This window comes from Colwellia sp. 6_MG-2023 (genome assembly GCF_030547765.1).
Taxonomy (GTDB): domain Bacteria; phylum Pseudomonadota; class Gammaproteobacteria; order Enterobacterales; family Alteromonadaceae; genus Colwellia.
Genome location: NZ_JAUOPP010000003.1, coordinates 176741 through 200114, shown reverse-complemented (window position 1 = coordinate 200114; position 23374 = coordinate 176741). Strand labels below are relative to the sequence as shown.

Below are 23374 nucleotides of genomic sequence, written 5' to 3'. Positions count from 1 at the left end.
GTCATTGATGATAGTAAAATACTTATTTGCTGTTTGGGCTTTATACTTATTTGATTTATTAAGTATTCGTTTAACAAGTTACCAACCCGTTTTGAGAAAAATATGAATAAAACATCACCCCGCATTATAAAAGCAAAAGAATCAGAAGAATTAGATGTTTGGTCTTATCCAAATGTGCAAGCAGAAGTGGTTGAAAACCAAGAAAGTCATACGAATGCTTTAGGAAAAAAGAGCACATGGCGCTTTGAACCGCCAGAAGAAGAAATTGAAGAGCCTGAGCCGCTTACCGCAGAAGAAATTGAAGAAATAAGACAAGCAGCACATGATGAAGGCTTTAGTCAAGGCAAGGAAGAAGGGTTTGGCAAAGGTTATGAAGAAGGCAAAGCACAAGGCATTGAAGAAGGTACTATTCAAGGTATTGAAGTAGGTACAGAGCAAGGTTTAGCTCAAGGTAAAGAAACGATTGACACGTTAAGTGACAATTGGAAAAGTTTAATTGAACAGTTAGACAAGCCCTTAGCGAGTGTTGAAAAAAATATAGAAGAACAACTGCTAAATTTAGTTGTGCAATTAACAGAAGCTGTTGTTTTACAAGAAGCTAAAACCAATCCCGATATTTTGATGGCTGCTATCAATGCCGGTATCAAATCATTACCTAGTAATGAATCTACAACGCAAATATATTTAAACCCTGAAGATATTAAACGCGTAGAACAGCAGTTTGGTGCATCTCACATTCAAGAAAGTGGATGGAAATTGCTGCCGGCACCACAATTAAGTGTCGGAAGCTGCCAAATAGAAAATAGCACTTCTAACATTGATTTACAGATGAAGTCTCGTTTAAAGCAAGTATTGGAATCTTTCTTGCAGGATGCTTTACATCAATAATTTTTTGACTAGTTAGGCGTAAGTAAATTTACGCTTTTATCTCATGTTGAAGGGTAAATAATGGTCGATAGCCAACGTATTAGTGATAGATTAAAAAACAGTCAAAAATTTATACACCCATTTAAAGAGCCTGTTGCTGGTCGCCTAGTACGTGTTGTGGGTTTAACCTTAGAGGCTGTTGGTGTAAAAGCGCATATAGGTAGCCAATGTTTAGTTGAGACCGCTCATGGTGATTTATTAGCCGAAGTTGTTGGTTTTGCACAAGAGATAACTTACCTTATGCCGGAAGAGAGTCTGCGTGGTGTGTTACCCGGTGCTAGGGTACTTCCAATATCAGCTAAAATGCACCTTCCTTTGTCAATGAATTTACTTGGGCGAGTAATTAACGGCATAGGAAAGCCGCTTGATGGGAAAGGACCTATTACAAATGATGATGACTATAAATTAAATACTAGCCCTATTAATCCTTTATCACGTCGAGCCATTACTGAACCACTTGATGTTGGTGTACGCTCAATTAATAGCTTTATTACCGTTGGTAAAGGCCAGCGTATGGGGTTATTTGCAGGCTCAGGTGTTGGTAAAAGTGTACTCATGGGTATGATGACACGAGGAACAACAGCTGACGTTATTGTCGTTGGCTTAGTTGGAGAGCGTGGGCGAGAAGTAAAAGAGTTTATTGAAGAGATCTTAGGTGAAGAAGGGCGCGCTCGCTCTGTTGTGGTCGCTGCACCGGCAGATAACTCTCCTTTAATGAGGTTAAAGGGTTGTGAAACCGCAGTACAGATAAGTGAATATTTTCGCGATCAAGGATTAGATGTTTTACTACTTTTAGATTCATTAACTCGATACGCGCAAGCACAACGAGAAATAGCGTTAGCAGTGGGAGAGCCTCCTGCAACGAAAGGTTATCCACCGTCAGTTTTTTCTAAATTACCACAACTTGTTGAACGAGCTGGTAATGGTGGGGAAGGGCAAGGATCAATTACTGCTTTTTATACCGTATTAACAGAAGGTGATGATCTGCAAGATCCTATCGCTGATGCCTCTCGTGCTATTTTAGATGGCCATATTGTCTTATCGCGAGAACTTGCAGATGCAGGACATTATCCAGCTATTGATATTGAAGGGTCAATTTCTCGTGTAATGCCAATGGTCACTAATGTTGAACATCAACAACTAGCCCGTCAGCTGAAACAGATTTATTCTGTTTATCAACAAAACAAAGATTTAATTGCTATCGGTGCTTACACTAAAGGAAATGATCCTCGGATTGATCAAGCGATAAATGTTCAGCCAGTTATTAACTTCTTTTTACAACAACAGATTCAAGAAGTAATACCTTTTGAACAAAGTGTACAGCAATTACAAGAAATAATAGCTGCTGCTACGGCTAATGCGAAGCGTTAATTAAAAGAATTAATTGAGCGCGTTAAGTCTTAGCATTAAATGTTCAAGACTAATAAGTTAAGTATCTTCAACATGCTAACCGTTTAAGGAATACATATTATGGCGGCAAATAATAACAAGCAGTTACTCACGCTATTAAAGTTTGAGCAAAGTAAGGAAGAGAAGGCGGAGAATGCACTGCGCAATGCTGAAAATGATTATCAGCAAAATTTAACTCGCTTACAAAGTGTGTCTGATTATCGATTAGAATATATGTCGCGTTTAAGTGAACGAACAGCGCTTGGCTTGGATAGCGCTACTTATAATCACTATCATGCTTTCATTAATAAGCTCGATAATGCAGCAGAACAAGTTAAAATTGCGATGAATCAAGCTAAAGCGTTAGTTGAACAAAGTAAAGAGTTGTGGATCAAACAAAGACAAAAAGTACAGGCTGTCGAAATGCTTACTGATAAGCGTAATGCAGCGTTAATGAAGATTGAAAGCAAGAAAGAACAAAGTATGTTTGATGAAATATCTACCCAACAATTTTTACGTCGAAAATCGAATTATTAATCGAGTTGGACATACTTATTAGGCTCGATAAAACGTGTACCTTAAATTGCAATTTATACGCTAATTTTGACCTAGGAGTTTAATCCTAAATAACAAACGGTAGTAAGTTTGCGTAAGTGAATATTCAAGCGATAAAACTAGCGTCATCACTACTAAAATTATTTGTACACTATATTCACTCGTTATAGGCATTTTAAAGCTAACTGGAATGATTATTGCTTATCTAAAGCTGTTAAGGAGTTTTTTCTTAATTTATAGTTTGGTTAAAGTGTCGTTATACTTTAGTTATATCAATTTTAGCAATTGGGGCTATTATGCAACAACTCAATGTTTTATCCATGAAAGTATCACAAGGTATCGAAAATAAAGACGATGCAGGTGCTTTAAATTCCACTTCACCAAAGGATAAATTTTCCCAGCATATAGACATACAGCTTTCTAAAAATAAGCAACATACTAAGTCTGAAAATAATCCCCCTAATGATAGAATCGTCTCTAATGAAAAAGCTTCTTCGAAAACGAGTAAGCCAGCTATTGAGCAAAAAAATATAAGTAGGGATGATAAAATCCAAGATAGATCCGAATATCATCAGGCTGTAGTTGATAACGCTGATCCGGCAACAAATATGCAAGAAGTTGCCGCTCTTGGCAATCAAGATGAACCTGATACAAGTATAGTAAATGCTGATGATAAAAAAATTGTTGATGAATCAGAATTACTTATGACTTTTTTAACAAAGGTTAATCAAACGCTAGTGACTGAGGCTTCTTCCGATAAAGCAGTGCCTTCAATAGTGGATGCTTCAGCAGTGAATGTTAATGAAATTCCTGACGAGAAAACAACAAAACTTAATACTGAAACATCTTTAAAAAACAAAGGTTTATCGACTGGGTTATCAAGTGTTGCTAAGGCTGTTTCCTCAACCACAGAAGTGGGAACGGATGCTATTCAAGGACCAGATAAGTTAATTAATTCATTAATTTCTGAAGATAAAAACCCAGAAATTGGTAAAGGGAGTAACATTAACGAAAATATTATGGCTAATCAGGCGAGTAGTACACTATTAATTGATGGTGAAAGTCCAACTGATGAAACGTTGTCTACAGAAAAATTAGTGAATAGTGCTCAAGATAAAGTGAGTAAGGGGAGTGCTAATAACCTAGAAACTGATTTAACTAAATTAGCTGAAAAAAATGTTATGGCTAATAATAAAATAGCAGAACAAGTGGAAATAAATCCTCAGGATGAAAATACCTCTCCTCAGAAGTTTGTAGATACAGCTATAGCAAGCCAAAGTACAATACCAGTAGGCACTGAAGTAAAAAGCGATAATTTACAGCAAAACCTTATGACGGCTAGCAAAGAAGTTAACCCGAATAATATCAGTGGATCGGTAAAAGAGGTGTTAGGAACTTCAATTGGAGCTGATGATGGTAGCGACAGTGAAGTAAAATCAACAATTAATGAAAAGCTAATGAAAACTGATAATGGGGTTAGCGTTTTAAAAAATGAGTTAACCACAGCTGAAGTTGATACTGTTGTTGAAAGTAGTAAAACTCAAAGTGGCATAGTAAAAAATAATGATAATTTAACTTCACAGGTTATCAATAAAAATGCAGTGCCGACTAATTTAGGACAAGCTTCAGTTGCGTCTAGCATGGAAGAAGCTAGTACGTTTGAGCCTGAAGAAGTCTTGAATGAACAGTCAATTGATAAACTTATTGGGCAAAATAAAATAGTAGATGCTGATGGTAATAAGAGCGTAAATAATAAGGCTAGTACTACAGCAGATATTATTGAACCGAATAATCGTAGTAATTTTATTGGTGAGGCGAGTAAGACAACACAAGATGCTTACGATAGAGTAGAGCAACAATCATCTGATGCATTGGCATTAACAGCCAATGGCGAAGTAGTACAAAGTCAAAAAACTAACATCCAATTACATCAGGAAACTATTTCAATTTTTAGACGAGATTTTGCCGATGCAGTAAAAGATAAAGTGATGTTAGTTATTTCACAAAAATTACAACAATTTGATATTACACTCGACCCGCCAGAATTAGGTAACGTGCAAGTAAGAGTTAACTTGCAAGGTGAACAAGCAACTGTTAATTTTGTTGTTCAAAATCAACAGGCTAAAGAAGCTTTTGAGCAAAACATGCATAAGTTAAGAGATCTATTAGCTGAACAAGGTGTTGATGTTGGAGATGCGAATGTTGAGCAACAGTCTCAGCAATCAGATGCTGAAGCAAGTAGTGGAGGTAACCACAGTCAATTCTCACAAAACACGGCAGATGCTAGTGATGTGGTAGAACATAGTTTATCAGCTAGAATATCGGATACCTCAACTAAAGTTATCGATTATTATGCATAAAAAAAATATATGAATAAAATTGCAGATAAATTAGGCTAAATATCACTAAGTTGATGAAAACACATTGGCTAGAGTGCTATTCAAGGATATAGTTTACTAATGTTTACTAATAAATAGCTAAAGGTAAGTTATGGCTGACGAAAAAGGTAAAAAAAACGAACTAGAATTAGATGGCGGCGGCAAAAAGAAAAAAATGATCATTATTATTGCGATCATAGCCGTAGTATTAATCGCTGGTGGCGGCTATTACTTTTTTATGGGGAGCAATGGAGGCGATACATCAGAGCAAGCTAAATCTAGCCAAGGCTCCTCTAATGAAGCTAATGCTGATGAAAATGCACCAGCTCAAGTTGGTTCAGCACTTTATGTTCCTATGCCAAGACCATTTCGCTTTAATATTCCTGGCGCTACTCGTGATCGTTTTATTGAAATACGTGTACAATTGTTGGTTCGAGGTGCTGATAATGAAGAGAATGCTAAAATGCATATACCTTTAATTGAAAGTACTTTATTAAATATTTTTTCACAAGCCAATGCTGACGATTTAGCAACTAGTGTAGGTAAGGAAGTATTGAAAGATCAATCACTTTCTGCAGTACAACTAGTAATGAAAGATCTTAAAGGAAATGAGACGGTTGAAAAAGTTCTGTTTACCGGCTTTATAATGCAATAATTTTTTGAAAAAGCAGCGAATAATTGGCTGCTAGTTTACAATGACAGTGACCGTTGATAGTGTTCATATGAATGTATATTAACTAGGTTAAATGAAGCCAATATGGGCGAAAAGAGTATGACGCGTGAGTGATTTATTATCCCAAGACGAAATTGATGCGCTTTTACATGGTGTTGATGATGTTGAAGAAGAACAAATAGTTGAAGATTCCCCAACTCGAGAGGATGGCAGTTCTGACTATGATTTTTCTTCGCAAGATCGCATTGTTCGTGGTCGTATGCCGACGTTGGAAATGGTGAACGAACGGTTTGCTCGTCATATGCGTATTAGCTTATTTAATATGATGCGTAGAACAGCTGAAGTATCGATAAACGGCATTCAAATGATAAAGTTTGGTGAATATATACATACTTTATTTGTGCCTACAAGTTTAAACATGGTACGTTTTCGTCCCTTAAAAGGCACTGGCCTTATTACCATGGAAGCACGCTTAGTTTTCATTTTAGTTGACAACTTTTTTGGCGGAGATGGTCGCTATCACGCGAAAATTGAAGGTCGAGAATTTACTCCGACCGAGCGTCGTATTATTCAAATGTTATTAAAATTAATTTTTGAAGATTATAAAGAATCTTGGTCGCCTGTGATGGATGTTTCTTTTGAGTATTTAGACTCAGAAGTGAACCCATCAATGGCAAACATTGCAAGCCCAACAGAAGTGGTTGTTATCAGCTCTTTCCATATTGAGCTTGATGGTGGAGGAGGGGATTTTCATATTGCTCTGCCTTACGCAATGCTTGAGCCTATTCGAGAATTACTTGATGCGGGTGTGCAAAGTGATAAAGAAGATACAGATATGCGCTGGTCTAAGGCATTGCGTGATGAAATTATGGATGTGCCTGTTGCACTAAATACTAAATTTTTAGAAGTAGACATACCATTAAATCAGTTAATGGAGCTACAAGCAGGCGATATTATTCCGATAGAAATGCCTGAATATATTACGGTCTTAATTGAAGACTTACCTACCTTTAGAGCTAAGCTAGGCCGTAGTCGTGAAAATATAGCGTTAAAAATAGAAGAAAAAATTAAACGTCCTGAATCTGTTAAATCGGAATTAACTATTTTGACTAAAGGCGGCAAGCGCCTTGACAGCGACGCAGAACTGGAACTTTTAGAAGATGATTTGTAATACTTATCGGGTATAGAACATTAATTGTAAAGAATTGACATTGAGGCAAGCGGTATGAGCGATGATAATGAAGAAGATTTAAGTATGTGGGATGAGGCATTAGATGAGCAAGCTGAAGCGTCTGCAGAAAAAGCTAATCAAGCAAAAAAAGTTGAATTAGAAGAATTGACCGAAGACGAAAGACCAATCACAGGTGAAGAAAAACGTAAGCTGGATACTATTTTAGATATTCCAGTGACTATCTCTATGGAAGTTGGTCGAAGTAATCTTAGTATTCGAAATTTATTACAGCTTAATCAAGGCTCAGTGGTTGAGCTAGATCGCGTAGCTGGTGAAGCACTTGATGTTTTGGTTAATGGTACCCTGATAGCTCATGGTGAAGTTGTGGTGGTTAATGATAAATTTGGTATTCGTTTAACGGATGTAATTAGTCAGATAGAACGAATTAAGAAGTTAAAATAATGGTTAAAATAATCGTTTTATTTTTTTGTGCTTTGGTTGTGTTTACTCCGGTATCTTTTGCACAAGAAGTGACTGATAATAAAGTTTTTAATAAGACATCGAACAGTGAGGAAACTTCTCAGGTTGATCTTGAAGTGGGTAAAAAGAGTGAGATTGAAAATGCTGAAAACGTAGATTCAGCGAATGTAAACGAAACGGCCGTTACAGAAAAAGCGCCAGAAGTCGGTAAACATGTTAATTCAAACCTTGATGTTGGCAGCATGATTATGTCTTTATTAATGGTGTTGGCATTAATTATTGTTAGTGGTTTTGTTTTAAAGCGTTTTAATCTTACACAACAAAACTCAAATCGATTAAGTATTATTGCCAACTTATCTTTAGGTGCTAAAGAAAGAGTGGTTGTACTTCAAATAGGTGAAGAACAATTGGTTTTAGGTGTTTCTGCGCAGCAAGTATCTTTACTTAAAACGTTAGATAAACCGCTAGAGGTGCAAACAGGAAAAGCTGTAGCTTTATCTAGCGGTGTCCTGTCTTTTCTTCAGAAAAATACAGTTAAAACAGAAGGTCATAGTAGTATCACGACTAATGAAACAATACATAACATCAAAAATAATAAATAAGTGACTATGAAAAAAATTGCCTGGTTGGTTTTATTCTCATTGTTAGTATCAACATTAAGTTTTGGTGCTTTTGCTGCTGAAGATTTATCAATGTCAGCTTTAAAATTAACAACGAATTCTGATGGCTCTCAAGAGTATTCAGTAACGTTGCAAATTTTAATGTTTATGACAGCGTTAAGCTTTATTCCTGCGGCTGTTATAATGATGACCTCTTTTACACGTATTGTGGTTGTGATGGCCATACTTCGTCAAGCTTTTGGTTTACAGCAAACGCCATCAAACCAGGTGATTATTGGTTTAACGTTATTTATGACGCTCTTCATCATGACACCTGTTTACAATCAAATAAATGAAGTGGCAATTCAGCCCTATATTGCAGATCAATTAACTTCTGTCGAGGCTATTGATAAAGGTAAAGTTCCATTAAGGGCCTTTATGCTTGAGCAAACCCGCTTAAAAGACTTAGATACTTTAGCTTCAATGGCTGGAATTGAAGCTGTTGACCAACCTACTGATTTACCCATGAGAGTTATTATTCCAGCGTTTATTATTAGTGAATTAAAAACAGCTTTTCAAATAGGCTTTATATTATTTATTCCTTTTTTGATTATTGATTTGGTGGTTGCGAGTATTTTAATGGCGATGGGAATGATGATGCTCTCACCTATGATTGTTTCACTCCCCTTTAAATTAATGTTATTTGTTTTAGTGGATGGCTGGAATTTAGTTATTGGTACTATTGCAACCAGTTATGGGTTAGGTACTTAGCATATATTAGTTATATAAGAGAATATAAGATGGGACCAGAAGTCTTTGTAGATATATTAAGAGATGCTTTGTTACTAGTAATCCTTCTCGTAAGTGCTGTAATTTTACCGAGTTTATTTATCGGCTTGCTTGTAGCTATATTTCAAGCTGCAACATCAATTAATGAACAAACATTAAGCTTTTTACCTCGTTTAATTGTTACATTACTCGCCGTTATTTATGGCGGTCATTGGGGGGTACAAAAACTGATGGATTACACCTTCAGATTAGTTGCTAGTATTCCAAGCGTTGTAAACTAATGGAGTTCACCGAGTCAATTGTTAGCCAATATATTGCAGATTTCATTCTTCCTTTCACTCGTATTTCTGCTTTAGTGATGATGATGGTTGGTTTAGGTGCTCGTACTATTCCGACTCGTATTAAGCTATTTTTATGTGTGGCGCTTACCATCGCAATTATGCCCGCAATACCGCCGACTAATGTCGAACAACTCTTATCTCTTACTACTTTCTTATTGATAGGGCAGCAAATACTTATTGGTATTAGTTTAGGTTTTATAACCGTGATGGTCGTTGATACTTTTACTTTAGCAGGCCAAATAATTGCCATGCAATCAGGTTTAGGTTTTGCTTCATTGGTCGATCCGGCTAGTGGTATGAACGTACCAGCGGTTGGTCAGTTTTTCTTAATATTATCCACATTACTCTTTTGGACTATGGATGGTCATTTAGCTTACTTGCAATTTGTAGTAGCGAGTTTCGACACCCTTCCTATTGGTAATGAACAGTTCGCCAGTGTTAAATATCAAGAAATGGTACTATGGGGAAAATGGATGTTTGCAACGGCTTTATCACTTTCGTTAGCGCCTTTAACGGCGATGTTGTTAATTAATTTTTCATTTGGCGTGATGACTAGGGCCGCACCACAGCTTAATATATTTGCAATAGGGTTTCCTATTACTATGATGGCGGGCTTATTGATTATGTGGTTAACCTTTGGTAACTTCCTTACTCATTTTGAATTACAATGGCAAAGAGCATTAGACTTTAGTTGTTACTTAATTGATTGTGCAGGGCCATAATATCAAATAAGTACAGTTATTTTGTGTTGGGCTAATAAACCTTTCTCTAGCCACTATTTTCTGATTTAATCGTGAAATTTACTTGTCATAAATTAGCAATTAACGCGAAGTTTTCGTCGTGTTTTCTGAACTAAAGTAACAAACGCGTAAGCTGGCGTATAATAAAAGTAGTCATATTAAAAGTTTTAAGTAATAAAAAATATCTTAAATCAAGTTCAGGTTAGTTAAGGAATTTTATATGGATGTGAACTATAGTGAACTTGTATACTTAAAGCATTATATTTTTAGGGTAGTACTGCATGGCTGAGTCAGATAGCGGTGAAAAAAGTGAAGAGCCAACGGCAAAAAAGCTCACTGACGCACGAAAAAAAGGTCAAATAGCCCGATCCAAAGATCTAGGTACCATGTTTGTTTTAGTTGGAAGTGCCTTTGCTCTGATGGTAATGGGGAGCTCCTTGGTTGATGCTTTATCAAGCTCGATGAAACGCTTGTTTTCATTAACGCGTAATGAAGCGATGGATCCACACGCTATAGTAGGCGTTATTTATAGTGCAACAAACAATATTATCTTCCCCGTTCTAGCTATTTTTTTTATTATTATGGTCGCTGCATTCATTGGCAATACCATGTTGGGGGGGATGGCTTTTTCTTGGGAAGCTATGGCACCAAAGGCAAGTCGACTTTCGCCGCTTGCTGGCTTTAAACGTATGTTTGGTGTCCAAGCAGGCGTTGAATTAGTAAAATCTATTTTAAAGTTTTTTGTTGTCTTTATTGTCGCTTTTTTATTACTTAAAGGGCTTTTTTCACAAATTTTAGGGCTTAGTTTAGAAGCTATACCGTTAAATTTTGGTCATGCGGTAAATATGTTATTGTGGATGTTTTTAGCGTTAGCGCTATCTATTGGTCTTATTGTTGTTATAGACGCACCCTATCAAGTTTGGAATCATACACGCCAACTTAAAATGACTAAGCAAGAAATTAAAGACGAATATAAAAGTACTGAAGGTAACCCTGAAATTAAAGGGCGTATCAAGCAAACACAATATGAAATGTCGCAACGACGGATGATGGGCGAAGTACCTAATTCAGATGTTGTCATCACCAACCCTACCCATTATAGCGTGGCATTAAAGTATGATGCTGATATGGGAGGAGCACCGCAACTGGTAGCAAAAGGTATAGATGAAATGGCAATACATATTCGCACCATTGCCAAAGAACATGACGTTGAAATTGTTCAGTCACCGGCTTTAGCAAGATCGTTATATTATACTGCAGAGGTTGATCAAGATATCCCTGAAGAGCTATATGCAGCAGTAGCACAAGTACTAGCATTTATTTTTCAACTTAATGAACATAAAAAAGGGCGAGGTAAAAAGCCTATCCCTATCGCTAAAAAATTACCTATTCCCGATGAGTTTAAATATTAAAGTAGTACTGTCTTACCTTTTGGTATAGCTTTTGCAATTCCATCGTTAGCGTCAAAAATTCATCATAAAGAGCAGCAGTATCAAATGCAATTAACCGCCTTTTTCAATAAATTCGATAAAAAAAAATTATCTCATATTTCAGGACTAGGTACGCCTATTTTAGTAATGGCTGCTCTTGGTATGGTTATTTTACCGATGCCAGCTTGGTTACTGGATGTACTTTTTTCATTTAACATTGCATTATCTTTGGTGGTGTTATTAATCACTGTTTATACGCTTAAGCCTTTAGAATTTGGCTCCTTCCCTTCCGTTATTCTTATTGCAACCATACTTCGCTTAGCACTTAATGTTGCCAGTACTCGAGTGGTTTTACTTGAAGGGCATGAAGGAACAGATGCTGCTGGTAAAGTTATTGAAGCCTTTGGCTCTGTTGTTATTGGTGGCAATTATGCCGTTGGCTTAGTTGTATTTCTTATCCTAATTATTATCAATTTTGTTGTAGTAACTAAAGGTGCGGGACGTATTGCTGAAGTTACAGCGCGTTTTACGCTTGATGCTATGCCAGGTAAACAAATGGCAATAGATGCTGATTTAAATGCTGGCTTTATCAATGCAGAGCAAGCAAGAGAGCGCCGTATTGAAGTAACCAGTGAAGCCGACTTTTATGGTTCGATGGATGGTGCAAGTAAATTTGTTAAAGGCGATGCTGTAGCAGGGATTTTAATTTTATTCATCAATATTATTGGTGGGTTAGTGATTGGGATGGTTCAGCATGACCTTAGCTTTAATGAAGCTGTTGAAATATATACTTTATTAACCATTGGTGATGGTTTAGTGGCGCAAATTCCAGGGTTACTGCTTTCTGTAGCAACTGCAATTGTAGTAACGCGTCAAAATACCTCGCAAGACATGGGTGAACAAGTAAGCAGCCAACTAGGACAAGAGAAATCACTTTATATTGCAGCAGGCGTTATGTTTGTTATTGGTATTATTCCTGGAATGCCACATTTTGCATTTTTACTGTTTGCTAGCGTTATTGCTGCATTCGCTTATTTTGGTAGCAAGCATAAAATTACTAAAGCCATGGCATTAGAAAAAGTGGCAGAAGAAGCACAAGTACAAAGTCAGCAAAAAGAAGAAGAAATTAAAGAATTGGGTTGGGATGATGTTAATCATGTTGATGTTATTGGTTTAGAGATTGGTTATCGATTAATTCCGTTAGTCGATAAAGCACAAGGTGGCGAATTACTTAGCCGAATTAAAGGTGTGCGTAAAAAGTTATCACAAGAATTTGGCTTTTTGGTGCCTGCTGTTCATATTCGTGACAACCTAGATTTAGATCCTAATAGTTATCAAATCTCATTAATGGGTGTCACCGTTGGAAGTGCAGAAATACGACACGACCAAGAATTAGCGATTAACCCTGGGCAGGTTTTTGGAAAGCTTGATGGTGTACCAACTAAAGATCCTGCTTTCGGGTTAGATGCTGTTTGGATTAAGCAAGATCAACGAGAGCAAGCACAAACATTAGGATATACCGTGGTTGATTCTGCGACTGTTTTAGCAACTCATTTAAGCCAAATTCTAACAAATAATGCTGCTCAACTGTTAGGCCATGAAGAAGTACAAAATCTTATTGATATTCTAGCTAAAACTTATCCTAAGCTCGTTGAAGGCTTTATTCCTGATACATTATCTCTGGGCACCGTTGTTAAGGTATTGCAAAGTTTAATGAATGAAGGTGTTGCTGTCCGTGATATGCGTTCAATTATACAAACACTTGTTGAGTACGGTCCTAAAAGCCAAGATGCAGAAGTGCTAACCGCAGCGGTAAGAATTAGCTTACGTAAATTTATTATTCAAGATCTGGTCGGATCGGCACTTGAAATACCTGTCATAACCTTGGCGCCTGAGTTGGAACAAATGTTGCATCAGTCTATGCAGATGGCTGGAGATGATGGTGCAGGTATTGAACCTGGTTTAGCTGAACGTTTACAAAAATCATTAAATGAGGGTGCTCAGCAGCAAGAATTAGCCGGTGATACCCCAATTTTATTAACATCCGGTATTTTACGTTCAGTGTTAGCTAAATTTGTAAAATATACCATACCAGGCTTAAGGGTTATTTCTTATCAAGAAATACCTGATGATAAACAAATTAAAATTGTAAGTGCTATTGGGCAGTAACTAATAATTTGGGTAAATAAAATACCAAATAAAAAGTAACGAGCAGCATAAGTATCGAGCATGATAAGTTGCAGAGTAAAGTTTAGTCGCTCGTAGCTAAATAAGGAGTTAACTGTGAAAATAAGACGTTTTGTTGGCAAAGATATGCGTAGCGCATTAGCACAAATTAAAGAAGAATTAGGCGTAGATGCCGTAATCATGTCTAATAAAAAAATACCTGAAGGTGTTGAATTGATGGCTGCAGTTGATTACAGCCAATCAGCGCCAGTAAGTGCACCTTCTCCACAGGTTAATCCTTCTACAGTTAATGAAAATAACCGTGAAATACAAAATGATACGGTTAATATTCAAAGTACTGAGGCAACAAATATCGCTGTATCTGAAGCACAGGTAGGTCATAATATCGCCAACAGTACTACCGAGCCTGTTGATAGTTTGTCAGCACTGTTAAGTCGGCAGGTTCAGCATCATTCATCGAACCAACAATCTAATGATCAGTCTGAGCAAGCTTATGCTCAACAGGGGCATATTCAGCAGAATAATCAAGTTGTGAGTGAAGACGAGAATATTGAAGATCAATTACGTAATTTTACTCAACGCTTACGTCATTCAAAGCCTGATGGAACAATTCCTGCACCAGAAGTAAATCATAATAATGAGCATACTCAGTTTGAAGGGCACACTTCATTAGAAGCTGAACAAATGGCTGAAAAATTACAGTCAGTCCCTTTGTCAGAACATGATGTAGATGCAAATAGTCATGTTAGCCAACAAGATTTTGATAAAATGCAACAAGAGATGGCTTCAATAAGAAAGTTACTTGAACATCAAGTATCGGGTCTTATGTGGCAAGATATGGCGCAAAAAGAGCCTCAACGTGCTGTGTTAGTTAACCGTTTATTAGGGTTAGGTTTAAATGAACAAATTGCTGATCAAATAGCAGGTTATGTTCCTTCTAAATACCATGATGAACAAGCTTGGCAACAAGCGACTAAGTTAATTGGTGAACAACTTAATACGACGCAAAATGATATAATTCATCGTGGTGGTATTGTTGCATTAGTTGGTCCTACAGGCGTAGGGAAAACAACAACAATTGCCAAGCTAGCAGCACGTTTCTCTCAAGTTCACGGCCATGAGCAAGTTGCTCTTATATCAACGGATACCTTTAGAATAGCGGGTTTTGAACAACTGGCTACTTATGGAAAAATTATTGGTTGTCAAGTTAAGTTAGCAAAAGATAGCCAAGCATTAGACTTGTTGCTTGAACAGTTTTCTCAAAAGAAATTAATTTTAATTGATACTGCCGGTATGGGGCAAAGAGATATACGTTTAGCCGAAAATTTAGCTAATTTAGTATCTAATGCTAGAGTGAGAATAAGAAATTACTTAGTGTTAGCTGCTAATAGCCAGCAGCAAGTTATGCAAGAAAATGTTGATCGCTTTAAAAAAGTACCACTATCGGGTTGTATTTATACTAAACTTGATGAAAGTGTGAGTGTTGGCGAAATAATTACAACTTCAATTCAAAATGGCCTGCCAATAGGTTATCTTACTGATGGACAAAGAGTTCCAGAAGATATTAAAGTTGCAAATGCTGAGAAATTAGTTACGCTTGCAGATAAAATGGCAGCAAACGCAGCAAAGAAGAATGCAGCTTATGTTCAACGTACAGCAAGACCAATGCCGATAACGCCAGCGGTGGCGATATAGATGTATTTTAAATTGCAGTATTTTTAGTTAAAATAAAGCGATAATATAAGAAGTAATAAATGGCAGATCAAGCGAGCGGCTTAAGAAAAATGCAAGACTTAAAAAAAGTTAAAGTAATAGCAGTTTCTGGTGGTAAAGGTGGCGTTGGTAAAACCAATGTTTCATTAAACACGGCTATAGCCCTTGGACAGCAAGGGAAAAGAGTATTAGTGCTAGATGCCGATTTAGGGTTGGCTAATGTCGATGTGATGTTAGGGTTAAGAGTAAAACGAAACCTTTCTCATGTATTATCAGGTGAATGTGAGCTTGATGATATTATTATTACAGGCCCCCGTAATATAAAAATCATACCGGCTACTTCTGGCTCTCAATCGATGGTTGACCTTACTCCTGCTGAACATGCAGGGTTGATTCGTGCTTTTAGTGAAATGAATACTCAATTTGATGTACTGATCGTTGATACTGCAGCCGGTATCTCGGATATGGTACTGAGTTTTACTCGAGCAGCACAAGACGTAGTCTTAGTTGTTTGTGATGAACCCACGTCAATTACCGATTGTTATGCATTAATGAAACTATTAAGCCGTGATCATAATGTATTCAAATTTAAAGTTGTTGCTAATATGGTTCGTACACCTAAAGAAGGGCAACAATTATTTTCCAAGCTAACGAAAGTAACAGATAGATTTTTAGATGTAGCACTGGAGTTAGTTGGTGTTATTCCATTCGATGAAAATATTAGAAAATCAGTACGCAAACAACAAGCCATTGTTGAAGCTTTTCCTAACTCACCAGCAGCAATAGCGTTTAAGGAATTAGCAAAGAATGTTAATAGCTGGCCTATACCAAAACAAGCATCAGGTCATTTAGAGTTCTTTATTGAACAGCTACTCGATTACTAATATCTCGTTCATATTGTGTTATCAAGTAACTGATATAAATTATAAATATATAAAAATATTTTGGTGGGAATAGCAAAAAGTGGCAAAAACTAAAGCCTATAACAATTTAATTGATAAAACTGTGTTGCTTGAACAGCATACAGTGTTGGTTAAGCGAATTGCTTATCATTTACTTGCTCGATTACCGGCAAGTGTTATTGTTGATGACCTAATTCAATCAGGAATGATTGGTTTATTTGAAGCTGCAAATAACTTTGATAACACTAAAGGCGCTAGTTTTGAAACTTTTGCTGGCATCCGTATTCGAGGTGCTATGCTAGATGAAATACGCCGTGGCGACTGGACTCCTAGATCAGTACATAAAAATAGCCGCATGGTCAGTGAGGCAATTAAGCAATTAGAGGCAACATTAGGCAGAGATGTTACTGATATAGAAGTTGCTGAAAAACTTGAAATTTCATTAAATGAGTATCATCATATACTTAGTGAGGTCAGTTCTGGTAAAATACTCGGTATCGAAGACTTAGGAATGAGTGAAGATGCACTGAAGTTTGATGAAACTTATCACGGTGATGATCCGTATCAAAGTATCGAGCATAGTGCCTTTAAAGAAGGGTTAAGTGAATGTATTAGTTCTTTACCTGAACGTGAAGCTCTAGTACTGTCTCTATATTATGATGAAGAATTGAATTTACGTGAAATTGGCGCTGTACTCGATGTTAGTGAATCTCGGGTTAGTCAAATTCATAGTCAAGCAATGCATCGATTAAAAGCACGTATGCAATCTTGGCAAAATTAAGTAGAATTATAACTGTGTTAACCTATAAAAATTTTGAATGTTTCGCCGGAGGGTGCCTTGGATAAAAATATGAAAGTGCTAGTTGTTGATGATTTTTCAACAATGAGACGTATAGTAAAGAATTTGTTACGCGATTTAGGCTTTACAAACATTCAAGAAGCGGATGATGGCAGTACTGCCTTACCTATGCTTCAAAATGGTGATTTTGACTTTGTTGTAACAGATTGGAATATGCCAGGAATGCAAGGTATTGATTTGTTGAAAGCTATACGTGCAGATTCACGTTTAGCCCATATCCCAGTATTATTAATTACAGCTGAAGCGAAAAAGGAACAAATCGTTATGGCAGCTCAGGCTGGTGTTAACGGTTACATTGTTAAACCTTTTACGGCTGCAACACTCAAAGCTAAATTAAATAAAATTTTTGAACGTCTAGGTTAATTTTATTTAGACTAGCTAGTTAAAGCTACTTCAGAAAATTGATTAATTTAACTTAAGTATTAAGGACTTTGCATGAGTATGGCAATGGTGGGGCGTGTTTCTTTGGAGCAGGCTAAATCTTTAGTTGAACTTTTAGAAACAGGACAACAAGAAAAAGCTGATGCACTTGTGGCAGCGATTCAAAACCCAATTAACTCTGAACTATTTGCAGAAATAGGTAAGTTAACTCGTCAATTACATGACTCTTTAACAAATTTTCAGTTAGATTCTCGATTAAATGACTTAGCAACAGCTGAAATTCCTGATGCTAAAGAGCGTTTGAATTATGTGATTACTCGTACTGAAGAAGCTGCAAATAAAACGATGGATGCAGTTGAGTCTATTTTTCCAGTAATTGAAGATATTTCTAGTCAAGTTAGTGCAGTTAAACCTGCATGGTCTAAACTAATGAACAATGAGATAGATTTAAAAGAGTTTAAAAGTTTATGTGTTGATATTGATAGCTTATTAATTACGACAGGTAAAGAGACGGCTCATATTCATGGTTTGATGACTGATGTATTAATGGCTCAAGATTTTCAGGACTTAACAGGACAAGTTATTCGTAAAGTCATTGATTTGGTACGTGAAGTTGAAGAGAGCTTAATTAACATGTTGACGGCATTTGGTATTTCTTCAGAAGATGGACAGACTAAATCAGCGCCTAAAGTCGGTGATAACTTAGTTGAAGGGCCAATAGTTAATAAAGAAAAAAGAAATGATATTGTTGAAGATCAAGATGATGTTGATGATCTTTTATCAAGTTTAGGTTTTTAACGGGAGTTAGTGAATGTCATTTGAAGCAGATGAAGAAATTCTACAAGACTTTTTAGTCGAAGCGGGTGAAATACTCGAGCAGCTTTCGGAGCAACTCGTTGAACTTGAAAATGATGTTGATAATGCCGATTTACTTAATGCAATTTTTCGAGGTTTTCATACAGTTAAAGGTGGCGCAGGTTTTCTGGCTTTAAATGACCTTGTTGACGTTTGTCATGGTGCAGAGAATATATTTGATTTACTGCGTACTGGGCAGCGTAAAGTAAATTCAGAGTTAATGGACACTATTTTATCAGCGCTTGATACTATCAATGATATGTTTGCGTTAGTGAAAAATAGAGAGGCGCTAGTACCTGCTGAAGCTGAATTATTAGCAGAATTACACCGTTTAAGTCAGCCAGAAAGCGCTGAAGCTTCTATCCCTGAAGCCCCCATCCCTGAAACTTCTCTCCCTGAAACTGAATCTGTAGATAATACAAGCTCTGATTTAGACGGGGATATGAGTGAAGATGAGTTTGAACGCTTACTTGATGAGTTACATGGCAGTGCTAGTCATTCATCTGCACCTGAACCTGCAGTTAAGCCGCCTGTTACTCCAGAGTCAAGTGATGAAATTTCTGACGATGAATTTGAGTCGTTATTGGATGAACTTCATGGTCAAGGAGCATTTTCGTCAGAAGTAAAAGAGACATCTTCTTCTATTGTAAATAATTCATCTGATGAAATAAATGATGATGAGTTTGAAAGCTTACTTGATGAATTGCACGGTAAAGGTAATGCGCCTAAAGCTAGCAGTGCAGCTTCAGTTGCGCCAACTCAACCTTCTATGGCAAAGCCTACTCCCGTGACAACAAATACGGAAAGTTCAAAGCCAGCTGCTACAGCAGAAGTAAAACCAGCGGTAAGTAAGCCACCAGTAGCTAAGAAAGCAGCGCAACCATCAACACCTCAGGGTGAAACAACCGTGCGTGTTGATACTAAACGACTTGATAAAATCATGAATATGGTTGGTGAGTTAGTATTAGTTAGAAATCGCTTAACAAGCCTTGGATTGACGTCTGATGATGAAAATTTAACCAAGGCTGTTTCAAATCTAGATGCCGTTACCACCGACTTGCAAGGTGCGGTAATGAAAACTCGTATGCAGCCTATTAAGAAAGTTTTTGGACGATTTCCTCGGGTTGTACGAGACTTAGCTCGTAGTCTTAATAAAGATATACAGTTGGTGTTGGAAGGAGAAGACACGGATTTAGACAAAAATTTAGTGGAAGCTTTAGCGGATCCTTTGGTGCATTTGGTTCGTAACTCTGTGGATCATGGGATTGAGATGCCTGATGTGCGCCAAGCTCAAGGAAAGCCACGTCAAGGTACTGTTACGTTATCAGCCTCTCAAGAAGGTGATCATATCCTGTTAACCATTAAAGATGATGGTGCGGGTATGAATGCTGAAAAGTTAAAAGAAATAGCGATGAAACGTGGTGTATTAGACGTCGATACCGCCGCAAGAATGTCAGACAAAGAAGCCTTTAGTTTGATTTTTGCGCCTGGCTTCTCAACCAAAACAGAAATTTCTGAAGTATCAGGGCGTGGCGTTGGTATGGATGTTGTTAAAACCAAAATCACCCAATTAAATGGTGCTGTTGATATTGATTCTGAGATGGGTGTAGGCACAATTTTAGAAATAAAAGTGCCACTGACGTTAGCAATATTACCAACGTTAATGGTTGTTGTTGGTGAGCAAACATTTGCATTACCTCTTGCGGCAGTTAATGAAATATTTCACTTAGATTTAACTAAAACAAATAGTGTTGATGGCCAGTTAACTATTATTGTTCGTGAAAAAGCAATTCCATTATTTTATTTAGATCAATGGCTTGTCAAAAATTATGAAAATAAAAGCCGAGAACAAGGTCATGTTGTAATAGTGCAACTAGGAAACCAACAAGTTGCTTTTGTTGTTGATCGATTAATTGGGCAAGAAGAAGTGGTTATTAAGCCACTAGATAGATTATTACATGGAACTCCAGGTATGGCGGGAGCAACTATTACCAGTGATGGTGGTATTGCGTTAATTATAGATATCCCTAATATGCTAAAATTTTATGCTAAAAAATCGCCAGTAAATAGAAAGTTGCACTCATAAAATAGAATAATTATAAAGGTAGATGAAGTAAATGACCTATAAAGTACTCGTTGTTGATGATTCAAGTTTTTTTAGACGACGAGTCACTGATATTTTAAATAAAGATCCACAGCTAGAAGTTATTGATGTTGCTGTTAATGGACAAGAGGCGGTAGATAAAGCTCTTTTACTTAAACCTGATGTCATTACTATGGACATCGAAATGCCTGTTTTGAATGGTATTGATGCAGTAAAAAAAATAATGGCGCGATCGCCTACCGCTATTTTAATGTTTTCTTCACTAACTCATCAAGGGGCCAAAGCCACTCTAGATGCTCTCGAGGCAGGAGCCTTAGATTTTTTACCTAAAAAATTTAGTGAAATAGCACAAAATAGTGATGAGGCGGGTAGTCTATTACGACAACGTGTAATTCAACTCGCAAAAAAAGGTGGTGTATCTAGACGTCATCTATCAAGAGAACGCACTACACTAGTAAATCGTAATATAAGCAGTAAAGTACCGGCTGGTACTCGAAAGCCGATTGTACCTGAAACTCCTATTAGTAGTCAGAAACAAGCCTCATCGCTTAAAGCTTCTTCTGGAAAAAAATATAATTTATTAGCAATAGGTACCTCTACAGGGGGACCTGTAGCATTACAAAAAATATTAACGCAATTACCTCAAGATTTTCCATTGCCAATTATTTTAATTCAACATATGCCGGCAACTTTTACTAATGCATTTGCTAGTAGGTTAAACTCTTTATGTAAAATTAACGTAAAAGAAGCAAGTGATGGCGATACGCTTATGCCAGGTTGTGCATATTTAGCACCAGGTGGCCGTCAAATGATTATTACGGGTAAAGAGCAACATGCCAAAATTAAAATCATGGATGATACCTCTGAAAAAATCACTTTTAGACCGAGTGTGGATGTGAGTTTTGGTTCTGCAGGTAAAGTATTTGGTGGTAATGTCTTAGGTGTTATCTTAACAGGAATGGGGGCTGATGGTAGAGAAGGTTCTCGTATGTTAAAAGCGAGTGGTTCTACAATCTGGGCGCAAGATGAACAAAGTTGTGTCGTATATGGTATGCCACAAGCGGTAACAGTTGCAGGTATTTCTCAATTATCTCTACCTTTAGATGCTATCGCGAGCTCTATTCTTAAGGAAATAAGGCATGGATAGGCTCAGTATTGCTGGACTTTTACTTGCTTTATTTGCTATTTATTTAGGTTTCATGCTTGATGGCGGCTCTATCGGTGCATTATTTGAGTTACCTGCATTGATTATTGTTGTTGGTGGTACTGTAGGGGCTGTTATGTTGCAGTCTTCAAGTCGTCAATTTTATCATGCGTTTTCCTTATTAAAGTGGGTATTTACTCCGCCTACCTATGATATTGATGAAGGAATAAAAAAAATTGTTCTTTGGGCGAGTAAGTCCAGAGAGAGTGGCTATTTATCGCTTGAAATTATAGCACTTGATGAAGAGGATAGTTATACCCAAAAAGGCTTGAATTTACTCGTTGATGGAGCTGATATTGAAGATATACGTGTGTCTCTTGAGCTAGATTTAGATTTATATCGAGAGCATAATTTACGCTCAGCAAATGTTTTCGAATCGATGGGCGGCTATAGCCCAACTATTGGTATTCTTGGTGCTGTATTAGGTTTAGTACATGCAATGGGGAACTTAACTGAGCCCGAAATGCTTGGGCAAGGTATTGCTACTGCGTTTATTGCTACTATTTATGGCGTTGGTTTTGCTAACTTAATTTATCTGCCGGTTGCCAATAAGATAAAAGAAATCGTTCATCAACAAACTATGTATAGAGAAATGATCTTTGAAGGGTTGATCGCCATTGCTAATGGAGAAAACCCACACGCGATAGAAAATAAACTTTCAGCGTTTAGGTTAGAGCAGTGAAACGATTGCGTAAAAGAAGGCATAACGTAGAACACGATAATGTTCATCGTTGGTTGGTTTCTTATGCTGATTATATGACGCTTCTCTTTGCATTATTTGTCGTGTTATATGCAATGGCAATGGTAAATGATAAAGCTTTTGAAAGTATTACAGAATCAGTTGGCCATGTTTTTCAGGCAAATGATAAAAAAATAAAAAATCGAGGACATGGCGACGATATCCTTGATGTTAATACGAGTAAATCTAATAAAATATTATTTGGAAATGGGATAGTCGAAGAAGCGGGTCCTGAGTTATTTGATGATGAGAAAGATTTATTAAATATTTCAGCTGAACAACTCGGGAGTAATTTAACATCCTTAGAAGCTGATTTACACACAGCACTTTTTGATCTTATAGAGTCAGGATTTTCTCAGGTAAAAATTGATGGTGATTGGTTAGAGATAGAACTTAATAGTGGCTTATTATTTCCGAGCGGTTCATCTTCTGTCACTAATACTGCGTCTAATATCTTAGGTATTGTTTATGATGTTATTGGCGATGTTAATAACTTTGTTAGAGTAAGGGGCTATACTGATAATCAAGCAATTAACACTGAAATCTTTTCATCTAACTGGGAGTTATCTGTTTTTCGGGCAACGGCTATTTTACGTGAATTGGAAAAGATAGGAGTTAACCCTGCTCGTATGGCGATAGAAGGCTATGGGCAATACTCACCGAGTGCCGATAATACTACAGCTGAAGGACGAGCACGGAATAGAAAAGTTGTGATTGCGGTTTCGAAATATGGTTTGAAAAAAGTAGAAGCATTGGCAGCACCTAGTAATTCGATTGAAGAAGTTAAAGATAAAATGAACGTTGTAGAGGCAAATGGTAATACAGGTAAAGTCCAAGTTATTCAGTTGCCCGGTGGAGGGATCAGAATTACAACACGAAATAATAATGAGAGCTCTTCAGAAGACAAGGTTCAACAAAGCAATAATCAACAAAATGATGATAATTAAATATAGGAATA

General features: G+C 36.9%; 22 protein-coding genes. All 22 read left to right on the top strand.

Annotation, left to right across the window (positions count from 1 at the left end; translation table 11 throughout):
• Positions 1-102 precede the first annotated feature (102 nt).
• Positions 103-888: a flagellar assembly protein FliH gene (gene fliH / locus Q4503_RS03590; protein WP_215973356.1), complete on the top strand. Its 786-nt coding sequence runs from the start codon at positions 103-105 to the stop codon at positions 886-888.
• A gap of 60 nt (positions 889-948) precedes the next feature.
• Complete coding sequence (fliI, locus tag Q4503_RS03585) at positions 949-2298, top strand: flagellar protein export ATPase FliI (RefSeq protein WP_215973355.1); 1350 nt, start codon at positions 949-951, stop codon at positions 2296-2298.
• A 99-nt stretch (positions 2299-2397) separates the two neighbouring features.
• Positions 2398-2853, top strand: coding sequence for a flagellar export protein FliJ (gene fliJ, locus Q4503_RS03580; RefSeq protein ID WP_215973354.1), 456 nt, complete (start codon positions 2398-2400; stop codon positions 2851-2853).
• A 314-nt stretch (positions 2854-3167) separates the two neighbouring features.
• On the top strand, positions 3168-5231 hold the full coding sequence (locus tag Q4503_RS03575; RefSeq protein ID WP_303601392.1) for a flagellar hook-length control protein FliK: 2064 nt from the start codon (positions 3168-3170) through the stop codon (positions 5229-5231).
• Positions 5232-5361: 130 nt separating this feature from the next.
• A complete protein-coding gene (gene fliL, locus Q4503_RS03570; protein ID WP_303601391.1) occupies positions 5362-5904 on the top strand; it encodes a flagellar basal body-associated protein FliL in 543 nt (180 codons plus the stop codon).
• Positions 5905-6028: 124 nt separating this feature from the next.
• Positions 6029-7093, top strand: a complete 1065-nt coding sequence (gene fliM / locus Q4503_RS03565; protein ID WP_215973351.1) for a flagellar motor switch protein FliM — start codon at positions 6029-6031, stop codon at positions 7091-7093.
• 54 nt (positions 7094-7147) lie between these two features.
• Entirely contained in the window at positions 7148-7555 is a 408-nt protein-coding gene (gene fliN / locus Q4503_RS03560) for a flagellar motor switch protein FliN (RefSeq protein WP_215973350.1), read from the top strand.
• The gene (gene fliO / locus Q4503_RS03555; RefSeq protein ID WP_215973349.1) at positions 7555-8175 is read left to right on the top strand and encodes a flagellar biosynthetic protein FliO; all 621 of its coding nucleotides are present in this window, start codon (positions 7555-7557) and stop codon (positions 8173-8175) included. Before fliN ends, fliO begins: the two co-directional genes overlap by 1 nt.
• Positions 8176-8181: 6 nt before the next feature.
• Positions 8182-8943, top strand: a complete 762-nt coding sequence (gene fliP / locus Q4503_RS03550; RefSeq protein ID WP_215973348.1) for a flagellar type III secretion system pore protein FliP — start codon at positions 8182-8184, stop codon at positions 8941-8943.
• 29 nt (positions 8944-8972) lie between these two features.
• Complete coding sequence (fliQ, locus tag Q4503_RS03545; RefSeq protein ID WP_215973347.1) at positions 8973-9242, top strand: flagellar biosynthesis protein FliQ; 270 nt, start codon at positions 8973-8975, stop codon at positions 9240-9242.
• A complete protein-coding gene (fliR, locus tag Q4503_RS03540) occupies positions 9242-10024 on the top strand; it encodes a flagellar biosynthetic protein FliR (protein ID WP_215973346.1) in 783 nt (260 codons plus the stop codon). Before fliQ ends, fliR begins: the two co-directional genes overlap by 1 nt.
• A gap of 299 nt (positions 10025-10323) precedes the next feature.
• Positions 10324-11454 (top strand): flagellar biosynthesis protein FlhB, encoded by a 1131-nt coding sequence (gene flhB / locus Q4503_RS03535; protein WP_215973345.1) that lies wholly within the window; start codon positions 10324-10326, stop codon positions 11452-11454.
• A gap of 84 nt (positions 11455-11538) precedes the next feature.
• Positions 11539-13641: a flagellar biosynthesis protein FlhA gene (flhA, locus tag Q4503_RS03530; protein WP_215973344.1), complete on the top strand. Its 2103-nt coding sequence runs from the start codon at positions 11539-11541 to the stop codon at positions 13639-13641.
• A 114-nt stretch (positions 13642-13755) separates the two neighbouring features.
• Positions 13756-15354 (top strand): flagellar biosynthesis protein FlhF, encoded by a 1599-nt coding sequence (gene flhF, locus Q4503_RS03525; RefSeq protein ID WP_303601390.1) that lies wholly within the window; start codon positions 13756-13758, stop codon positions 15352-15354.
• Positions 15355-15413: 59 nt separating this feature from the next.
• On the top strand, positions 15414-16256 hold the full coding sequence (locus tag Q4503_RS03520; protein WP_215973342.1) for a MinD/ParA family protein: 843 nt from the start codon (positions 15414-15416) through the stop codon (positions 16254-16256).
• 79 nt (positions 16257-16335) lie between these two features.
• On the top strand, positions 16336-17055 hold the full coding sequence (locus Q4503_RS03515) for an RNA polymerase sigma factor FliA (protein WP_215973341.1): 720 nt from the start codon (positions 16336-16338) through the stop codon (positions 17053-17055).
• A gap of 57 nt (positions 17056-17112) precedes the next feature.
• Positions 17113-17496, top strand: a complete 384-nt coding sequence (cheY, locus tag Q4503_RS03510) for a chemotaxis response regulator CheY (RefSeq protein WP_159818383.1) — start codon at positions 17113-17115, stop codon at positions 17494-17496.
• A gap of 72 nt (positions 17497-17568) precedes the next feature.
• The gene (locus tag Q4503_RS03505; protein WP_215973340.1) at positions 17569-18312 is read left to right on the top strand and encodes a protein phosphatase CheZ; all 744 of its coding nucleotides are present in this window, start codon (positions 17569-17571) and stop codon (positions 18310-18312) included.
• Between the two features lie 13 nt (positions 18313-18325).
• Complete coding sequence (locus Q4503_RS03500) at positions 18326-20455, top strand: chemotaxis protein CheA (protein WP_215973339.1); 2130 nt, start codon at positions 18326-18328, stop codon at positions 20453-20455.
• Between the two features lie 31 nt (positions 20456-20486).
• On the top strand, positions 20487-21620 hold the full coding sequence (locus Q4503_RS03495; RefSeq protein WP_303601389.1) for a chemotaxis response regulator protein-glutamate methylesterase: 1134 nt from the start codon (positions 20487-20489) through the stop codon (positions 21618-21620).
• The gene (locus Q4503_RS03490; protein WP_215973337.1) at positions 21613-22359 is read left to right on the top strand and encodes a flagellar motor protein; all 747 of its coding nucleotides are present in this window, start codon (positions 21613-21615) and stop codon (positions 22357-22359) included. Before Q4503_RS03495 ends, Q4503_RS03490 begins: the two co-directional genes overlap by 8 nt.
• A complete protein-coding gene (locus tag Q4503_RS03485; protein WP_303601388.1) occupies positions 22356-23363 on the top strand; it encodes a flagellar motor protein MotB in 1008 nt (335 codons plus the stop codon). Before Q4503_RS03490 ends, Q4503_RS03485 begins: the two co-directional genes overlap by 4 nt.
• Positions 23364-23374: the final 11 nt, after the last annotated feature.

What these genes read in the sequence shown, in the direction of transcription:
- fliH (WP_215973356.1), top strand. Translation starts at nt 103, where the DNA reads ATGAATAAAACATCACCCCGCATTATAAAAGCAAAAGAATCAGAAGAA.
- fliI (WP_215973355.1), top strand. Translation starts at nt 949, where the DNA reads ATGGTCGATAGCCAACGTATTAGTGATAGATTAAAAAACAGTCAAAAA.
- fliJ (WP_215973354.1), top strand. Translation starts at nt 2,398, where the DNA reads ATGGCGGCAAATAATAACAAGCAGTTACTCACGCTATTAAAGTTTGAG.
- Q4503_RS03575 (WP_303601392.1), top strand. Translation starts at nt 3,168, where the DNA reads ATGCAACAACTCAATGTTTTATCCATGAAAGTATCACAAGGTATCGAA.
- fliL (WP_303601391.1), top strand. Translation starts at nt 5,362, where the DNA reads ATGGCTGACGAAAAAGGTAAAAAAAACGAACTAGAATTAGATGGCGGC.
- fliN (WP_215973350.1), top strand. Translation starts at nt 7,148, where the DNA reads ATGAGCGATGATAATGAAGAAGATTTAAGTATGTGGGATGAGGCATTA.
- fliO (WP_215973349.1), top strand. Translation starts at nt 7,555, where the DNA reads ATGGTTAAAATAATCGTTTTATTTTTTTGTGCTTTGGTTGTGTTTACT.
- fliP (WP_215973348.1), top strand. Translation starts at nt 8,182, where the DNA reads ATGAAAAAAATTGCCTGGTTGGTTTTATTCTCATTGTTAGTATCAACA.
- fliQ (WP_215973347.1), top strand. Translation starts at nt 8,973, where the DNA reads ATGGGACCAGAAGTCTTTGTAGATATATTAAGAGATGCTTTGTTACTA.
- fliR (WP_215973346.1), top strand. Translation starts at nt 9,242, where the DNA reads ATGGAGTTCACCGAGTCAATTGTTAGCCAATATATTGCAGATTTCATT.
- flhB (WP_215973345.1), top strand. Translation starts at nt 10,324, where the DNA reads ATGGCTGAGTCAGATAGCGGTGAAAAAAGTGAAGAGCCAACGGCAAAA.
- flhA (WP_215973344.1), top strand. Translation starts at nt 11,539, where the DNA reads ATGCAATTAACCGCCTTTTTCAATAAATTCGATAAAAAAAAATTATCT.
- Q4503_RS03520 (WP_215973342.1), top strand. Translation starts at nt 15,414, where the DNA reads ATGGCAGATCAAGCGAGCGGCTTAAGAAAAATGCAAGACTTAAAAAAA.
- Q4503_RS03505 (WP_215973340.1), top strand. Translation starts at nt 17,569, where the DNA reads ATGAGTATGGCAATGGTGGGGCGTGTTTCTTTGGAGCAGGCTAAATCT.
- Q4503_RS03500 (WP_215973339.1), top strand. Translation starts at nt 18,326, where the DNA reads ATGTCATTTGAAGCAGATGAAGAAATTCTACAAGACTTTTTAGTCGAA.
- Q4503_RS03495 (WP_303601389.1), top strand. Translation starts at nt 20,487, where the DNA reads ATGACCTATAAAGTACTCGTTGTTGATGATTCAAGTTTTTTTAGACGA.
- Q4503_RS03490 (WP_215973337.1), top strand. Translation starts at nt 21,613, where the DNA reads ATGGATAGGCTCAGTATTGCTGGACTTTTACTTGCTTTATTTGCTATT.